Genomic DNA, 17014 nt, shown 5'->3' on the forward strand with positions numbered 1-17014 from the left:
CCGCCTCCCACCCCGCCGGCGGTGCCGCATGACCGAGGTGTCCGCCGAGCGGCGGGACCCCCGGCTCGCCGACGCCCTGCGGGCCCGGCTGGCCTCGGCCCGCCGCACCGCGGCGCGCAGCATCCCGGCGATACCCGCCCGGCCGGACGGGGACGCGCCGGCCCCGCTGTCGGCCGCACAGGCACGGCTGTGGTTCCTCACCCAGCTGGATCCGGAGAGCACCGCCTACCAGATCCCGGTCGCCCTGCACCTGCGCGGACCGCTGGACCGCGCCGCGCTGCTGGGGGCGGTGCGGGACCTCGCCGAACGGCACCAGGTCCTTCGGAGCCTGATCGTCGAGACCGACGGCGAGCCGATGACGGTGGCGGGTCCGGCGGACGCGGTGCCGCTGGCCGAGGTCGATCTGACCGGGCCGGGCGGGCGGGAGTCGCTGGACCGCCGCCTCCGGGAGGATCTGCGCAGGCCGTTCGACCTGGCCGTGGAACCGCCCGTGCGGGCGATGCTGCTCCGGCTCGGAGCCGAGGAACACGTGCTGGCGCTGACGGTCCACCACATCGCCTTCGACGCCTGGTCGAGGACGGTGGCGGTGGCGGAACTGGCGGCGCTCTACTCGGCCCGGCTCGGGCTCGCCGAGCCTCCCGCGCCGCCGCCGGTCCAGTACGCGGACTACGCGCACTGGCTCTCCCGGCGGCCGGAGGAGGGGGACCGCGCGGAGGCCGACCTGAGCTGGTGGGTGCGTGCGCTGTCCGGTCTGGAGCCGGTCCTCGACCTGCCCACCGACCGGCCCCGCCCAGCGGTGGCGGACCGGAAGGGCGCGGAACTGCCGGTGGTCCTGCCTCCCGCTCTGACCGCCAAGGTGCGCGGGCGGGCCGCCGAGGTCGGCTGCACGCCGTTCATGGTGCTGCTCGCGGTCTGGCAGGAGCTGCTGGCCCGGCTGTCGGGCGTCGACGACGTGCCGGTCGGCGTGCCCGAGGCGGGACGACGGCATCCCGACACCGAGCGCACGATCGGATTCTTCATCAACACACTGACCATGCGGACCGACCTGTCGGGCGGGCCGAGCGGCCGGGAGCTGCTGAACCGGGTGCGCGACGTGGCGCTGGAGGCCTTCGCCCGCACCGAGGTCCCGTTCGAGCGGATCGTGGACCGGCTGCGCCCGGCGCGCGACCTCTCCACCACGCCGATCTTCCAGGTCCTCCTCAACGTGATCGACACCCCGGCGGTGGCGCCGCGCTTCCCGGGGCTGGCGGCGAGGGTCTTCGCACCGCCGGCGACAACGGCCAAGTTCGATCTGAACCTGGCGTTCACGGCCACCTCGTCGAGCGGCCCGGGCGACGCCGACGCGACGGGTGATGCCCACGCCCCGGGCGCCACCGGCGACACCTACGAGGGGTCGCTGATCTACCGCACCGACCTCTTCGAGCAGCACACCGCGCGGCGGATCACCGAGTGGTACGCGGTCCTGCTCGACGGAGTGCTGTCCGATCTGGACCGCCCCGTGCGCGCGGTGGCGCTGGAACCGGTGGACGGACCGCTGCTCTCCGGGCCGCGCCGGGAGTTCGACCTCACCCGGCCGCTGCACAGCCCGGTCGAGCGCTGGGCGGCCGAAAGGCCCGACGCGACGGCGGTCGTGGGCCCCGACGGTGTACTCACCTACGGGCAACTGGACCGGCGGGCGAACCGGCTCGCGCACCGGCTGCTCGCGGCCGGAGCCGAACCGCACGACCCGGTCGCCGTCCTGGCCGACCGCCGGACCCCGCTCGTGGTCGCCCTGCTCGCCACCCTCAAGGCCGGCGCGACCTACCTGCCGCTCGACCCGGCCTACCCGGACGACCGGCTGGCCGACATCCTGACGACGGCGGGCGCGCGGATCGTCCTGGCGGAGCGGGAGTTCGCGGAGCGCCTCCCGTGGCGCAGCGGCTCGGGCCCTGCCGCCGCCGCTCCGGAGCTGCTGGTCATCGACGATCCGTCCGCCCCGGAGGGACCGCCGGAACAGCCCGACGACACGGCACCCGGCGTGCCCGTCGATCCGGCCGCACCGGCCTACCTGATCTTCACCTCGGGCTCCACCGGCCGCCCCAAGGGCGTCACGGTCGAGCACCGGCAGATCACCCACTATCTGCACGCGGTGGCGGAGCGACTGGCGGGCTGCGACGTCGCGGGAGGCTCGTTCGCCCTGGTGTCGACCCATGCGGCGGACCTCGGTCTGACCAACCTGTTCGGGGCGCTGACCACCGGCGGCACGGTGCACCTGGTGGACCGGGAGGTGGCGACCGACCCGGAGGCGTACGGGGAGTATCTGGAGGCGCACCCGGTCGACGCGGTCAAAATGGTGCCGAGCCACCTGGAACTGCTCGCCGCCCACGGGGACCTCGGCCGCGTGCTGCCGCGCAAGCTGCTCGTTCTCGCGGGCGAGGCCTGCTCCTGGGACCTGGTGGCCAGAATCCGGACCGCGCGGCCCGAGCTGGCCGTTCAGGTGCACTACGGCCCCACCGAGACCACGGTGTCCGTGCTCGGCTGCGCCGTGGAGGAGACCCCGCCGGGCCGGCGCTCGGGGACGGTTCCGATCGGTCGGCCGCTGGCGGACGTGGACTGCTGGGTGGTCGACCCCGACGGCCGGCCGCTGCCCGCCGGGGTGCCCGGCGAGCTGTGGATCGGCGGGCCGAGCGTGGCGCGCGGCTACTTCGGCCGCCCCGATCTGACCGACGAGCGTTTCGTCCCCGATCCGGTGACCGGCAAGGCGCGGTGCTACCGCTCCGGGGACCGGGTCCGGCTGACCGAGGCCGGACTGTTCGAGTTCCTCGGCCGGGTCGACGACCAGGTCAAGATCCGCGGCTTCCGGGTGGAGCTGGGCGAGGTGGCCACGGCGCTGCGGGACCTTCCGGAGCTCGCCGAGGCGGTCGTCCTGCCGGTCGGCGAGGCCCACGCCGGACGGCTCGCCGCCTGGGTGACTCCCGCGGCGCCCGGGGCCGCCGTGGACGTCGCCCGCGTGCGCACGGCCCTGCGCGGGCGACTGCCCGACTACATGGTGCCCTCGGCGATCGTCGTGCTCCCCGCGCTGCCGCTCAATCCCAACGGGAAGGTGGACAGGTCGGCCCTGCCCGCACCCGAGCCGGTGGCGAGTGCCGGGCACATCGCCCCGAGCACGCCGACCGAGCTGCGCGTCGCCCGGGCCTGGGCGCAGGTCCTCGAACCGGGCGCGGCCGACGGCACGGCCACCGGAGTCGGCACCGGTATCGGCGCCGTTATCGGTATCGACGACGACTTCTTCGCCCTGGGCGGTGACTCCTTCCGGGCGGTGCGCGCGGTCCGGGCCATCGACCCGACACTGCGGGTGATCGACCTGTTCACCCGGCCGACCGTTCGCGAGCTGGCCGCCTTCCTCGACGCGGCCGAGGCGGGAGGGCCCGACGGCGAACGTCGCCTGCTGCACCGGCTGGCAGGTCCGCCGCCCGGCCGGCTGCCGACCGTCACCGTGGTCTGCCTCCCCTACGGCGGCGGTTCGGCCGCCGCCTACGGCCCGCTCGCCGCGGAACTGGCCACGGCGATTCCCGGCGCGGCCGTACTGGCCGTGGAACTGCCGGGACACGATCCGGCCCGCCCGGAGGAGCCGCTGCTCCCGCTGACCGTGCTGATCGACCGGGTGGTCGCCGAGCTGGCCGAGCCGGCCGGACCGGCTTCGGTAGCAGGCCCCGGCCCGGTGGTGGTGTACGGCCACTGTGTCGGCTCGGCCGCGGCCACCGAACTCGCGCTGCGCCTGGAGGCCGAGGGCGTCCCGGTGACGGGCCTGCTGGTCGGCGGCAGCTTCCCCGGTGCGCGGCTGCCGGGGCGGCTGTCGACCTGGCTGCGCGGCAAGTTCCCGGCCACCCGCTGGACCTCGGACCGGGCCTACCGGGACTTCCTGCGCACCCTCGGCGGCATCGACGACGACGGCGACGGGACCGGCAACGGCGACGGCGACGGGAACAGCGCGGCGAACGGTGAAGCGGCCGACGCGGCGCAGCGGACCATGCTGCGCGCGCTGCGCCACGACGTGGACCAGGCCCAGGGCTGGTTCACCGGCGAACTGACCAGGCCCGACGCCCGCAGGCTGCGCGCGCCGGTGCTCTGCCTGATCGGCGAACGCGACCGGTCCACGGAGCTCTACGAGGAGCGGTTCGCGGAGTGGGGGGCCTTCGCCGACCGGGTCGAGCTGGCCACCCTCCCCAGAGCAGGGCACTACTTCCTCAAGCACCAGGCCGCCCAGCTCGCCGCGCTGGTCGGCGAGCGGCTCGGTGCCTGGGCCGGCGGCCTGCTGCCGGAGCCGATCGCGGACGTCACGGTCGTCGGCGGGAGGGCGCGGCGGGACCTCAGGGACTTCTACCTCGTCGCCGCGGGCCAGACGGTCTCGCTGATCGGCAGCGCGTTGACCTCGTTCGCCCTCGGCGTCTGGGCCTACCAGCGCAGCGGGCGGGTCCTCGACTACGCCCTGATCAGCATGCTCGCGATGCTCCCGGCGATCGTCGCGGGGCCGCTGGGCGGCGCGGTGGCGGACCGGATCGACCGCCGCCGGGTGATGCTCGCCTGCGACGCCGTCTCCGCGACCGCCACGGTGTCCCTGGTGGCCGCGCTGTGGAGCGGCAGCCTGGCGCTCTGGCAGGTCGGTCTGATCGTGGGCGTCATGTCGCTGGTGACCGCGTTCCGGCGGCCGGCCTACCTGGCGGCCGTCGCCCAGCTCGTGCCCAAGCCGTACCTGGTGCAGGCCAACGGGCTGGCCAACCTCGGCGCCGGTCTGGGGACGCTGATCGCCCCGCTGGCCGGCGGCGCGCTGATCGGGCTGGTCGGCCTGCCCTGGGTGGTGGCCGTGGACGTCGCGTCGTTCCTGGTCGGGCTGGCCGCGCTGCTGTGGGTGCGCTTCCCCGACCGGCTCTTCCGTCGGCAGGAGGAGTCCTTCGCCCGGACCGTCGTCGGCGGCTGGCGGTTCCTGGCCCGGCGTCGTCCGCTGCTGGTCATGATCGTGTTCTTCATGGTGGAGAACTACCTGGGCACGCTCGCGGTGACGCTGACGGTCCCGAGCGTGCTCTCCTTCAGCGGCACCACCGCGGTGGGCGTGGTCACCGCGGTCGGCGGCGCGGGGGCCGTGGCGGGCAGCCTGATCGTGGCGCTCTGGGGCGGCACCGCACGGCGGGCGACCGGCATGGTGGGGTTCGTGGTCGGTGTCGGCCTGGGGGTCGTCCTGGTCGGCGTGCGTCCGTCGGTGACGCTGGCAGCCGTGGGCGCGCTCGTCTGGTGGGCGTCCATGAGCATCCTCAACGCGCACTGGCTGGCGATCATCCAGCTCAAGGTCGGCCCGGACCTCCAGGGCCGGGTGCTCGCCACCAATCAGATGCTCGCCGTCGCGATGACCCCGCTGGCCTTCCTCACCGCCCCACCCCTCGCCGAGTTCTTCTCCGGCACGCTGGAGCCGGGAGGGGCGCTGGCCGGCACCGTGGGCCGGGTCCTCGGTACCGGGCCCGGCCGGGGTACGGGCCTGCTCCTCGTCGCCTGCGGGGCGTTGCTGATCGGCTGGGCCGTTCTGGGCCTGTCCTACCGCCCCCTGCGGTACATGGAGGACGAGCTGCCGGACGCCGTCACCGGCGCGGAGATCGCCGAGGACCTCGACACCCTCCAGGCCGCGGCCGACCGGGCTCTGTCCGACCGCGCCCTGTCCGACCGTGCTCTGCCCGACCGTCTGTCACATTCCTCGATCCGCGCCCGTCGTACGGATTGACGAATGATCAAGTGCAACGGTAACAAGGGCCCTGGGCGGCCGGTTGTTCGGCACGTCTGCATCCGCAATGCAAGGAGCAAGGCATGAAAGCGCACGTCAGCTCGATCCTCCTCGGTGTCCAGGACCTGGGCCGGGCCAAGCAGTTCTACACCGAGGGCCTCGGCTGGAAGATCGAGAACGACTTCGGCATCTCGGTCTTCTTCGAGTCGGACGGCGCCTCGCCGGTCGGCTTCTACGACCGCAAGGGTCTGGCCGACCAGGTGGGCACGGACGCCGAAGGCAGTGGCTTCAGCGGTCTGGTGCTGACCTACGTCGTCCGCAGCGAGGCGCGGGTGGACGAGATCATCGCGCAGGCCGCGAAGGCCGGCGCCACGATACTCAAGCCCGCCGGTGCCCTGCCCTGGGGCGGGTACGGCGGCAGCTTCACCGACCTGGACGGCTACATCTGGAGCCTCGGCTACAGCGCCCAGGGAGCCGACCAGCCGTACGCGGAGTAGCCGCGGTCCCCTGCCCGGTGCTCGCCCGGGGCCGGTGCGGCGCGTGCCGCGCGGTCCCGGGTACTGCGGAACTCCGCGCAGAGATGATCGCTGAGTGAACTACGGAGATTGACGAGGCATCATGCGCCGGTCCTGCCGGTGGCCGTCGTCGGTGTCAGTGCGTCGTCAGTAACGGACCCGGTGGAATCAAGGAAGCATCAGGAGCAGGTCGGCGGGAATCCGGCCCGGACTAGCCTCGGGGTGTTCGAGCCGTAGAGGCGAAGGGTGTCCCACCGGAGGTGAGGTCCACGTGACCGTTATCAGTGTGTTCCAGCGCCGGCCGCTCCACCCCGGCACCCGTGGCTGGGAGTCCGCGGGGTCGACCCTGGCGGCGATCGTCCGCAGGCTCGCCGACAGCCCGCTCGACAGCACGGTGCTCCAGGCCGTGGGCGGCGCGTCGGCCTCGGGGTCGGCCGGTGCCGCCCGCCGGGGCGGTGGGCCGAGCGCGACCTGGCGGCCGGTCGTGGCCCCGGACGGTACCCGGCGGCTCGAAGCCCGGTGGGACTCCGACCACTGAGCCGCGCGAGCGGCGGTGGGCCGGTGGCGCGGGTAGGTTCGTAGCAGGGAGACCGGCGCCGAGGGCGTCCCGAGGCGTCCCGCGCTCCCGTGGCGTCCCGCGCTCCCGTGGCGCCCGGCCCGTCCGTGATCGCCGGGGCTCCGGGGTCGGGAGGAGGCAAGCCCGTGGACGCCGTGATCGGCGAGGTCGTTCCGCTCGCGACGGGCATCGCCCTGTCGCCGGTCCCCGTCGTCCCGGCGATCTTCCTGCTCTTCACGCCCCGGCCCAGGGCGGCCGCCGGGATGTTCCTGGCCGGCTGGGTGGCCGGGATCCTCGCGGTCGCGTCCGCCCTCGCCGCGCTCGCGGTGTTCGTCGAGGCCCACGAGGAGACGCCGACCTGGGCGTCCTGGGCCAAGACCGGTCTCGGCACGGTGCTCCTCCTGGCCGCCGTGCGGCAGTGGCGTTCCGGTGCGGCGAACGGCACCCCGGGGTGGATGAGGACGCTCACGGATGCCACGCCCGCCAAGGCCCTGCGGCTGGGGGTGCTGCTGTCGGGGGTCAATCCGAAGGTGGTCCTGATGTCGGCGGCCGCCGGGTTGGCGATCGGCGCGGCCGAGCTGGGGTCCCTGCGGACCGTCGCTTCCGTGGCGGTGTTCACCGCGCTGTCGGCCACCACCGTCGCGCTCCCGCTGCTGCTCCACCTCGCCGCGGGCGAGCGCGTCCTCGTCCCGTTGGGCCGGGTGAGGACATGGCTCGAACTGCACAACGGCGCCGTGACGGCCGTGGTCCTGGCGGTGATCGGCGTCCTTCTGGTGCTCGACGGGGTGTCGGGGTTGTGACCGCCGGGCCCGGGTCCGGCCCGGGGCCGGCCACCTGCGCGTACCAGGCCGGCTGGCGGTCGCGCCGCACCGCGCCGAGGCTGGTGGGGAACAGGATCGGGCCGGTGGTGGCCCGACCGTGAGGCGGAGGCGGATCCCCCATGCAGCGTTTCCTCCATGCGCGGGAGCGGGCGTCCGGCGGGCCGAACCGCCGGGTCGGCCTCGCCGCGATCGCGCTCGCAGGCTCGGTACTGGTCGCCGCCGGGTGCGCTTCGTCGTCGACCACCGCCCCGTCCACGGCGTCCTCACGCCCGTTCTCCCCGGACGCCGGCTCCTTCTCCGGAGAGCTGCCCTCCTCGGTGGCCTCCGCCAAGTCCTCGCTGCTGGAATCGGCGTCGGCGGCGGCATCTGCGGCGTCCGCCGCCGCCTCCCGGGCCGAGGCCTCGCGGTCGGCGGCGGCCGCCTCGTTCGAGGCGTCCGTCTCGGCACAGCTGGCCGCCGGCCGGGCCGAGGCGCAAGCGGTGCTGTCCGGGACGGAGGGCACCGGCAACGCCCTGTCGGACATCACGATCACCGGTCTGCCCAAGGCGCAGACCGCGGGCCTCAACGCCGCGACGGTGACGGTGGTGAACAGTACGGCGGCCACGGCGTCCTACGCGATCAAGGTGGAGTTCCTGGACGGCGACCAGGTGGTGGACACCACGTTCCTCGGGGTCAAGGACCTTGCCCCGGGGGCCACGGCCACCCCCACGGCCTTCAGCCCGCTCGACCGTGACAAGGCGCTGGTGCCCCGGGTCGCGCAGGCCCAGCGGTACTGAGGGCGAAGGGTCGCGGGCCGGTGGGCTCAGTCGAGGCCGGGGAGGAACTCGATGATCAGATCGATCGCCTTGATGCCGAGGAACGGGAGGACGAGGCCGCCGAGCCCGTAGACCCGCAGATTGCGGCGGAGCAGGTCGGTGGCGTCGGCGGGCTGGTAGCGGACGCCGCGCAGGGCCAGCGGGATCAGGGCGACGATGATCAGGGCGTTGAAGACGATCGCCGAGGCGATGGCCGAGGTCGGGCTGTGCAGGCCCATGACGTTGAGGTGCCGCAGGCCGGGGTAGGAGCCGGCGAACATCGCGGGGATGATCGCGAAGAACTTGGCGACGTCGTTGGTGATCGAGAAGGTGGTCAGCGCGCCCCGGGTGATGAGCAGCTGCTTGCCGATCCGGATGATCTCGATCAGTTTGGTGGGGTCGGAGTCGAGGTCGACCATGTTGCCGGCCTCCTTCGCGGCCGGGGTGCCGGTGTTCATGGCGACCCCGACGTCGGCCTGGGCGAGGGCGGGGGCGTCGTTGGTGCCGTCGCCCGTCATCGCGACCATGTTCCCGGCCGCCTGTTCCTTGCGCAGGTAGGCGAGCTTGTCCTCGGGGGTGGCCTCGGCGAGGAAGTCGTCCACGCCCGCCTCCGCCGCGATCGCCCGGGCGGTGAGCGGATTGTCGCCGGTGACCATGACGGTCCTGATACCCATCCGCCGCAGTTCGGCGAACCGTTCGGCGATGCCCTCCTTGACCACGTCCTTCAGCTCGACGACCCCGAGCGCGCGGGCGCCGTGCCGGTCGTGGACGGCCACCAGCAGCGGGGTGCCGCCGTCGCCCGCGATCCGGTCGACCAGCGGCTTGGCCTCCATCGGCAGTCGCCCGCCGGAGCGCACCACCCACTGCGCCACGGCGTTCGCCGCGCCCTTGCGGATCAGGCAGGTGGCGCCGTCGGGCCAGGCGAGGTCGACGCCGCTCATCCGGCTCCGCGCGGTGAACGGGACATCGGTCCGCTCGCCCAGTTCGCCTTCGGGGCGTGGCGGTACCCAGTACTGACGGTTCGTCAGCTCGACGACGGAGTGCCCCTCGGGTGTCCCGTCGGCGAGCGAGGCGAGCTGGGCGGCCTCGGCGAGCTGCTCGGCGGTGGCGCCGGGCAGCGGGTGCAGGGCGGTGGCCCGGCGGTTGCCGTGGGTGATGGTGCCGGTCTTGTCGAGCAGCAGCACGTCCACGTCGCCGGCCGCCTCGACGGCCCGGCCGGAGAGCGCGACCACATTGCGCTGGACCAGCCGGTCCATGCCGGCGATGCCGATCGCGGAGAGCAGCGCGCCGATGGTGGTCGGGATGAGCGCGACCATCAGCGCCACCAGGACGACGGTCGTCTGCGGGGACCCGGCGTAGATCGCCATCGGCTGCAGCGAGACCACGGAGAGGACGAAGACGACGGTGAGCGAGGCGAGCAGGATGTTGAGCGCGATCTCGTTCGGCGTCTTCTGCCGGTTCGCGCCCTCGACCAGGGCGATCATCCGATCGATGAAGCTCTGCCCGGGCCGGGAGGTGATCCGGACCACCAGGTGGTCGGACAGGACACGGGTGCCGCCGGTGACGGCGGTGCGGTCGCCGCCGGACTCGCGGATCACCGGCGCGGACTCGCCGGTGATCGCCGACTCGTCGACGGCGGCCACGCCCTCGACCACCTCGCCGTCGCGCGGGACCACCTCGCCGGCGGGGACGAGCACGATGTCGTGCAGCAGCAACTCCTCCGCGGGGATGCTCTCGTGGCGGTGGTCGCGGGTGCCGACCCGCCAGTGCAGGAGGCGCCGGGCGGTGGTGCCGGCCTGCGCCCGGCGCAGCGAGTCGGCCTGGGCCTTGCCCCGGCTCTCGGCGACGGCTTCGGCGAGGTTGGCGAACAGCACCGTGAGCCAGAGCCAGAAGCTGATCATCCAGGCGAAGACGCTCGGGTGAAGGACGGCGGTGAGCGTGGTGAGGGCGGATCCGGTCTCGACGACCAGCATGACCGGGTTCTTCGCCATGGTGCGCGGGTGCAGTTTCCGCACCGCGGCCGGCAGGGCCTCCCGGAGCTGGCGGGCGGTGATCAGCCGGCGCCGCCCGGGCCGTCCCGAGTCGGGCCGTCCGGAGCCGGGCCGGTGGCTCGGGTGCTGGTGCCGGTGCTGGTGTCGGTGCCGGTGCGGGGGCTCCGGCTCGGTGCCGGCGTCCTTCCGACGGCGGAACCAGTCGGGCCGGGGCCCGGCCTGGTCGGTGGTGGTGTCCGGTGAGGTGGGAGCCGAACGGCGCATCGGTGCTGGCGACCTTCCGGAGGCCGCCCGGGGAGCGGGCGGCCCGGTGCGAGGGGAACGGGGACGCCGCACAGCGAAGCACCGAACCCCTGGGGGCCACGCGCGTTTTGACGCCGGCTTGGCATCGTGCGGGGTGTCCTTGACGCGACTCTGACGCGGCCGTCCGACGCCCGGCCGGGCCGTGCTGCCTGTTGCTGGACGACCGTACGTCAAGGGCTCGTCAGGAAGCCGTCAGGGCCGCATCAGAGCGGCCGGCGGGGCTTGCCGGGGCGCCGCGGAGTCGCGTTGGATGGAGGGCATGAACCGCTCGACACGCCACCACGACCGCCCGCCGCATCCGCGGCCGCGCGTCGTCGCTGTCGCGGTCGCCACCGTCCGGTAGGTTCCTGCCTCCCCGCAAGGGGTTGTCCGACAACCCCTGGGCCTCCGGCGTGTGCCGCTCGAGGACGCCCGCCTCCCCGCCGCCGTGTGCGGGGAGGCGGACGCCTTTCCCACCGTTCCACCCTCTCCGCACCGCCGGCCCCCGGGGGCGTGACCCGTCACGCCTGCCGGCACCCCGGCGGTGCCCGCCACCCTTGGATGGGTCATGTCCGACGCTGTTCTGTCCACGCTGTCGTCCCGCACCGCCCTCGTCACCGGCGCCTCCTCCGGCATCGGCTGGGACACTGCCCGCCTGCTGGCCGGGCTCGGCGCCACCGTGCTGGTCCACGCCCGCACCACCGCCGAGGCCGAGGACGCCGTCGAGCGCCTCGTCGCCGCCGGCGCCCGACGGGAGCAACTGGTCGAACTGGCAGCCGACTTCACCCGCCTGTCGGAGGTCGCCGGGCTCGCCGGAACGGTCGTCGAGCACTACCCGGCCCTCGACCTGCTGGTCAACAACGCCGCCGCCATGGCCCCCGAACGCTGCACCCTCACCGACGACGGCAACGAGGTCTCGCTCCAGGTCAACTTCCTCGCCGCGCACCTGCTCGCCAAACTCCTGCGCGCCCCGCTCTCCGCCGCCGGCGACGCCCGGATCGTCAACGTCTCCTCCTCCCTCCACCGCACCGCCTCGATGAACTGGACCGACCCGCACCGGGTCAAGAAGTACTCCCGGGTCGCCGCCTACGCGCAGTCCCAGCTCGCCCTGACCATGGCCACCGCCGACATGGCCCCGGCCGGCTCCGGCATCACCGCCGTCAGCCTCAACCCGGGGCTGTGCGACACCGCGCTGCTCCCGCTGTACGGGCGGGTCGGCGCACCGGCGGCCGAGGGCGCGGCGGCCGTGGTCCGGCTCTGCCTGCCCTCCACCGAGCTGGTCAACGGCGAGTACTACGACGGCGGCGAGCTCGCCCCGACGGCCGCCGTCGTGCAGGAGGAGCGCTCGCAGAAGCGCCTCGCCAAGCTCGCCGACCAACTGGTCGGCCGCCCCGCCTGAGCCCCGCCCGAGCCCCGCCGGAACCGCGGCTTCGGCGCCAAGAACGCGTCAAGATCGCGGGGCGGGCCGTCAAGAGGACGTCAGAACCGGCGGGGAGCACCTCCGCCGACCGTAGCGTCAGCACCGAGGAAACGGTTCGCCACCAGGGTCAACGACTGGCGGCGCGCCGTGCCGAATCCCAGCCCCGGCGGTTCCTCCGGGGCCGTTTCGGCGGCCAGTGAATACAGGGGAGGGGGGCGCGCGGCGATGCCAACGGCCACGTCGGGCGGATCGGTTGTGGTGGGAACGGGTTCGCCGGGGGTGGCGGGCCCGGAACCGTCCGGTCCGGCACCCGCGGTGCGCGCCCCCCGTCACTGGAGACCTCACCGGGAATCCCGCGGGGGAGTGGCCTCCTACCGCTGGCTGCACCGGTCGTGGTGGCACACCCCGCGCCTGGTGCGCGGCCTCACCGGTATCTGCCTGGCCGTGCTGCTGACGGCCGGAGCGGTCACCGCGACCGTGCTGGGCGGGGCGCGGGAGGGCACCGACACCATCGGCCACCGTGCCGCGCCGCAGGTGGTGCGCTCCGCGGACCTGTACTTCGCGCTCAACGACATGGACGCCCAGGCCGCCAATCTGCTGCTGTTCGGCGCCGACCCGGACTTCGCGGCCCTGCGCGAGCAGACCCTGGACACCTACGAGCGCAGCCGTGTCCGAGCCGACACCGACCTCCAGCGGGTCGCCGAGGCGGTGGTCGGCGACCCGGCCGGGCAGCGGGCGGTGCAGACCGTGATCGGTGAACTCGGCCGCTACGAGGGCCGGGTGGCCCGTGCCCAGCTGTTGGAGGAGCAGGCGAGGCCGCCCGCAGGGAAGCCGTCGGCGGAGGCGCTCGCGGCCTACCGGGAGGCGACCGATCTGCTGCGGCAGCGCCTGCTGCCGGCGGTGGACGAGGTCACCACGGCCAACTCGGCCACCGTGGAACGGATCTACGGATCCCAGCGGGGCGACCTCGGCACCGGCCGGTGGTGGATCCTGGTCACCGGCCTGCTCGCGCTGGTGGCCCTGGGAGTCCTCCAGCGCGTGCTGACGGTGCGCTTCCGCCGGCTGGTGAACCCGCCGTTGGCCGTCGCGGCCCTGCTGACCCTCGCCGGGCTGATCACCGGGCTGACCCTGGCCTCCCGGGCGGAGCACCAACTGGTCGTCGCCAAGAGCAACGCCTACGACTCCGTGATCGCGCTGGGCCGGGCCCGCGCCGTGGCGTACGACCTGAACGCCGACGAGAGCCGCTACTTGACCGACCCGGCCCGCGCCGCGGCGTACGAGCAGAGCTTCTTCGACAAGACCCAGTCCTTCGCCCGGGTCGACGGCACGACCCTCGGCAGCTACAACAACAGGCTCGCCGCCCTGGCGGACGGCCACCGCGCCGACCACGCCACCGTCGGCTTCGGCGGGTTCCTCGGCGACGAGCTGCGGAACATCACCTTCGCCGGCGAGCAGGAGGCGGCCGAGCGGGTACTGGCGGCGTTCCAGGCCTACCAGCGGGACGATCGCAGGATCCGCGAACTCAACGCGCAGGGCCGCCTCAAGGAGGCCGTCGCCTTCAACACCGGCCTCGGCGCCGGCCAGTCCAACGCCGACTTCGGCCTCCTCGCCACGGCGCTCGACGACGTCCAGGCGGTCAACCAGCACGCGATGGACCGTGCGGTGGCCGCCACCGACGAGGACCTCGACGCCACGACGGCGGCCGTCGGCGGTGTGCTCCTGGCGGCCGCGCTCGCCCTGGCCGTCCTCGGAGTCCGGCCCAGGCTGCGGGAGTTCGCCTGACGCGGAGTTCGGCGGTCGTGACGTCCCGCCGACCGGTCCGCCCCGTCCGACACGTGCGAAGCCCTCGAAGCGTTCGAAGGACGTTCGGGGCGCGTCAGGAATTCGTCAACGGATGCTTCGCATCCAGGAGTTGGCCGTTAGCGTGCCGGTGATCATTCGTACGGGGCTGATGGGGGAGCGGTGGCGGACAGGTTCAGGGTCGACGCGGGAGAGCTGGGCCAGGTGTCGCAGGAGCTGCGCGAGGCGACCGGCAGCATGGCCGGTGCGATGCACGCGCTCGACAAGGCCTCGCCGCAGGTGGCGGGGCACCTGGCGCTGGACGGCGCGTGCGCGCACTTCGGCGGTGAATGGAAGTTCGGGCTCAAGCAGTTGAACGAGACGCTGCACGCCATCGGCGCGGGCCTGGACGCCACGGCCAAGGCGTACCGGGACACCGATGCGGTGATCCAGGGCACGCTGACCGGCAGGGCGGCCGCCTGATGGCGGGCCCGGGGTTCCCCGGTTGGGGACCGAAGGTAGAGCGGGACGGCTTCCCCGCCCTGGGCTTCGACCCCGCGCCGGGCAGCCTGAGCGGTGTCGACACGCTGGTGAAGGATCTCCGGCTGGCGGCCAAGGAGTTGAACGACGCGCGCGGCAGCGTGCAGCGGGCCTCGCGCAACGGGCAGGCCTGGCAGGGGGAGGCGGCGGACGCCTTCTCGGCCCGGATCGCCAAGCTCCCGGGGCAGTTGGACACCGCGCACGCCTCCTTCTCGTCCGCCGCCGCGACGATGGCCGGGTGGCGGGAACAGCTCGCCGGCATGCAGCTCAGGGCCGACGACCAGGAGGCCCGGGCGAAGACCGCCAAGGCCAAGCGGCAGAAGGCCGCGGACGACCCGGACCTCGACCTCGGCGGACTCTGGTTCCAGGACGGACAGCAGGCCGAGGAGGCCACGGCGAGACTCCGGTCCGCGCAGGCCCGCCTGAAGACCGCCGACGCCGAACTGGACGCGGTCCTCGCGCAGGCGGAGGAGCTGCGGGCCGAGCACGACCGCCTGGCCCAGGAGGCGGCGCGCGCGGTCGGCAAGGCCGGTGACGCGGCACCCGACGGACCCGGCTGGTTCGGCAGGCTGATGGACGGGGTCAAGCAGCTCGCTGCGGCCCACATCCAGCTCGCCAAGGACGCGGCGCAATGGGTCAAGGACCACGCCAACGCGATCGCCGCCGTCGGCGACCTGCTGTCCAACGCCAGCACCCTGGTCGGCCTCGCCGCGATCGGGGTCGCGGCGGCCGGGGTGTTCTTCCCGCCACTGGAGGTGGCCGCGGCCGGGCTCGGCGCGGTGTCGATGGGCCTCTCCGGGGCGGCCCTGGGAGCGCACGCGGTCGCGAAGGCGGCCGGTGCGGACGTGCCGCCGCTGAGCCTCGCGGTGGACGTGATGGGCGTCGTCCCGGTGATCGGCACGGTCGGCAAGACCGGGAAGCTGGCGGCCTCGCTGTTCGCCCGCGAGGCGGTCGGCAACGGCGTCAGCCTCGGCGGGACGGGCATCACCCTGGACGGCTGGTCCAAGGACGCCGGGGGCCTCCAGCAGTTCCTCCCGCGCGGCGGCCGCCAGTGGGGCGAACTGCTGCTGCCCGGGGGGCCGTTGATCGTCGGCCTGGAGAACGCCTGGCAGGACGGTTCGCAGAAGGACAAGGCAGCGGCAGGCAAGGGGAATTGAGAGTATGGACCTGAACGCGGCGGCCCTGCTGCTGGACGGCCGGCCGAAGGTGGACCGGCCCGTCAACCTCTTCTCCTTCGGCGAGGCCGAGATGCGCTGGCTCTGCTGGCTCTACGGCTACCGCCTGGAGCACTTCAAGCAGTTCTCCGACCGCCTCGGGAGCGCCCGGGTCCGGGCGGTGCTCGACCCGGACCCGCGGGCGGTCGCCCGGGCGGACTGGATGCGCCGCCCGGACCTGCGGCCGGGCGTGCCCTCGCCCGTGCCGTGGGGCTCGCCGCGGCCCGGCGGGCCGGTGGTGTGGACACCGCCGGGCTGGCCACCGGGCCTGGGGCCGGTGCGGCCCGCGCCGGACCGGATGCCGACGGCCTCGGTGGCGGAGATCGAGGCGCGGCCCGGCCCTCGAGCCCTGCTCGGCCTCGGTGTCGCACTCGCCCTCGCGGCGCTGGTGCTCGTCCGGTCGCTGCCCGTGGCCGGCGCCGTCCTCCTGGTGCTCGCGGCAGCCTGCCTGCTCGGCGTACGGCCGTACGCCCGCCACCGGGACCGGCTGCTGGAACGGGCCCGCGCGCACCGGCCGGTCTACCCCGACGGGGGAGCGGCGGTCCCGCCGCCCGGACCGCCGCCGGCCGACCCGAACCGTCGGGAGGAGCAGCGGTGAACCAGGACATCGGCACCGTGAAGTTCGACGTCCCGGCGGTCTTCGAGGAGTTCCGCGCCACCGACGACCCCGAGGAGGCGTACGAACTGGTGCTGGACCGGCTCGGTGGGCGGGCCGCCGAACTCGGCACCGACCGGCGCCGGGCGCTGACCGACCTCCACCTGACCGGCTCGGCGGCGCTGAGCGGACTCGACACGATCTGGTCGGGCACCTGCGTCGGCACCCTCGACGGCCGGCTCTCCACGGCGACGCTCACCGTCGCCCAACTGGAGACCGCCGACCCCGCACCGCAGGAGGCGGTGGCCGCCGCACTGGCCGAGATCCTCGCCCCGGCACCGGATACCGCCGGCGGACGCGGGCCCCGGCGGCTCGTGCGCCGCTTCGAAGCACCGGCCGGCCCGGTCCTCGTCGCCCTGGAGCAGACCCCGGGCTGGCAGCTCGGCGGCGGACGGAGCGTCCCGCTGCTGTCCGCCAAGGCCCACCTGCCGCTGCCGTCTCCCCTGACGGGGGTCCTGCTCGTCGAGCTGACCACTCCGGACGTGGACCACTGGGCGGACGGCTATGCGCCGCTGCTGGTCGCCGTCCTGCGCAGCGTCCGCTTCGGGTCGGCGGGCGCGCGAGACGCCCCGTCCGCCCCTCCGGCCCCGTCCGCCGACGGCACGCCGTCCGCGCCGGCCGGGGCCGGAGCCGGGACGGGAACGGAGGGTGCCGACCCCTTCGGGACCGTGCTGACGCCGAACCGGGGGTGAAATATC

The 17014-nt window shown here is 74.2% G+C and carries 12 protein-coding genes; 11 read left to right on the forward strand and 1 reads right to left on the reverse strand.

Annotated features, from left to right (window positions below; genetic code table 11):
* The first annotated feature begins 28 nt into the window (after positions 1-28).
* The 5 genes from ADK60_RS11945 to ADK60_RS11965 all read left to right on the forward strand — a co-directional run bounded on the left by ADK60_RS11945 (position 29) and on the right by ADK60_RS11965 (position 8417).
* Positions 29-5749 (forward strand): non-ribosomal peptide synthetase/MFS transporter, encoded by a 5721-nt coding sequence (locus ADK60_RS11945; protein WP_053645522.1) that lies wholly within the window; start codon positions 29-31, stop codon positions 5747-5749.
* 83 nt (positions 5750-5832) lie between these two features.
* Positions 5833-6246 carry a VOC family protein gene (locus tag ADK60_RS11950; protein ID WP_053645524.1) on the forward strand — a complete coding sequence of 138 codons (414 nt, stop codon included), beginning with the start codon at positions 5833-5835 and terminating at the stop codon, positions 6244-6246.
* A 289-nt stretch (positions 6247-6535) separates the two neighbouring features.
* On the forward strand, positions 6536-6802 hold the full coding sequence (locus ADK60_RS43285) for a hypothetical protein (protein WP_159400401.1): 267 nt from the start codon (positions 6536-6538) through the stop codon (positions 6800-6802).
* A gap of 164 nt (positions 6803-6966) precedes the next feature.
* Complete coding sequence (locus ADK60_RS11960; protein WP_053645527.1) at positions 6967-7620, forward strand: GAP family protein; 654 nt, start codon at positions 6967-6969, stop codon at positions 7618-7620.
* Positions 7621-7760: 140 nt separating this feature from the next.
* A complete protein-coding gene (locus tag ADK60_RS11965; protein WP_053645529.1) occupies positions 7761-8417 on the forward strand; it encodes a hypothetical protein in 657 nt (218 codons plus the stop codon).
* Between the two features lie 26 nt (positions 8418-8443).
* Here ADK60_RS11965 and kdpB read toward each other — a convergent pair whose 3' ends face one another.
* Positions 8444-10690 carry a potassium-transporting ATPase subunit KdpB gene (kdpB, locus tag ADK60_RS11970; RefSeq protein WP_079008282.1) on the reverse strand — a complete coding sequence of 749 codons (2247 nt, stop codon included), beginning with the start codon at positions 10688-10690 and terminating at the stop codon, positions 8444-8446.
* A gap of 586 nt (positions 10691-11276) precedes the next feature.
* Between kdpB and ADK60_RS11975 the strand changes: the two genes are divergently transcribed.
* The 6 genes from ADK60_RS11975 (at position 11277) to ADK60_RS12000 (ending at position 17008) form a co-directional block, all read left to right on the forward strand.
* The gene (locus ADK60_RS11975; protein WP_053645531.1) at positions 11277-12107 is read left to right on the forward strand and encodes an SDR family NAD(P)-dependent oxidoreductase; all 831 of its coding nucleotides are present in this window, start codon (positions 11277-11279) and stop codon (positions 12105-12107) included.
* A 384-nt stretch (positions 12108-12491) separates the two neighbouring features.
* Entirely contained in the window at positions 12492-13910 is a 1419-nt protein-coding gene (locus tag ADK60_RS11980; protein ID WP_053645533.1) for a GlnX family signal transduction membrane protein, read from the forward strand.
* Between the two features lie 180 nt (positions 13911-14090).
* Positions 14091-14390 carry a WXG100 family type VII secretion target gene (locus ADK60_RS11985; protein WP_045942444.1) on the forward strand — a complete coding sequence of 100 codons (300 nt, stop codon included), beginning with the start codon at positions 14091-14093 and terminating at the stop codon, positions 14388-14390.
* Positions 14390-15604 carry a putative T7SS-secreted protein gene (locus ADK60_RS11990; protein WP_053645535.1) on the forward strand — a complete coding sequence of 405 codons (1215 nt, stop codon included), beginning with the start codon at positions 14390-14392 and terminating at the stop codon, positions 15602-15604. Before ADK60_RS11985 ends, ADK60_RS11990 begins: the two co-directional genes overlap by 1 nt.
* Before the next feature lie 4 nt (positions 15605-15608).
* The gene (locus tag ADK60_RS11995) at positions 15609-16259 is read left to right on the forward strand and encodes a hypothetical protein (RefSeq protein WP_053645538.1); all 651 of its coding nucleotides are present in this window, start codon (positions 15609-15611) and stop codon (positions 16257-16259) included.
* Positions 16256-17008 carry a hypothetical protein gene (locus tag ADK60_RS12000; RefSeq protein ID WP_053645540.1) on the forward strand — a complete coding sequence of 251 codons (753 nt, stop codon included), beginning with the start codon at positions 16256-16258 and terminating at the stop codon, positions 17006-17008. The genes ADK60_RS11995 and ADK60_RS12000 overlap by 4 nt, the downstream gene beginning before the upstream one ends.
* The last annotated feature ends 6 nt before the right edge of the window (positions 17009-17014 follow it).

The sequence above is a fragment of the Streptomyces sp. XY431 genome (genome assembly GCF_001279805.1).
Taxonomy (GTDB): Bacteria; Actinomycetota; Actinomycetes; order Streptomycetales; family Streptomycetaceae; genus Kitasatospora; species Kitasatospora purpeofusca.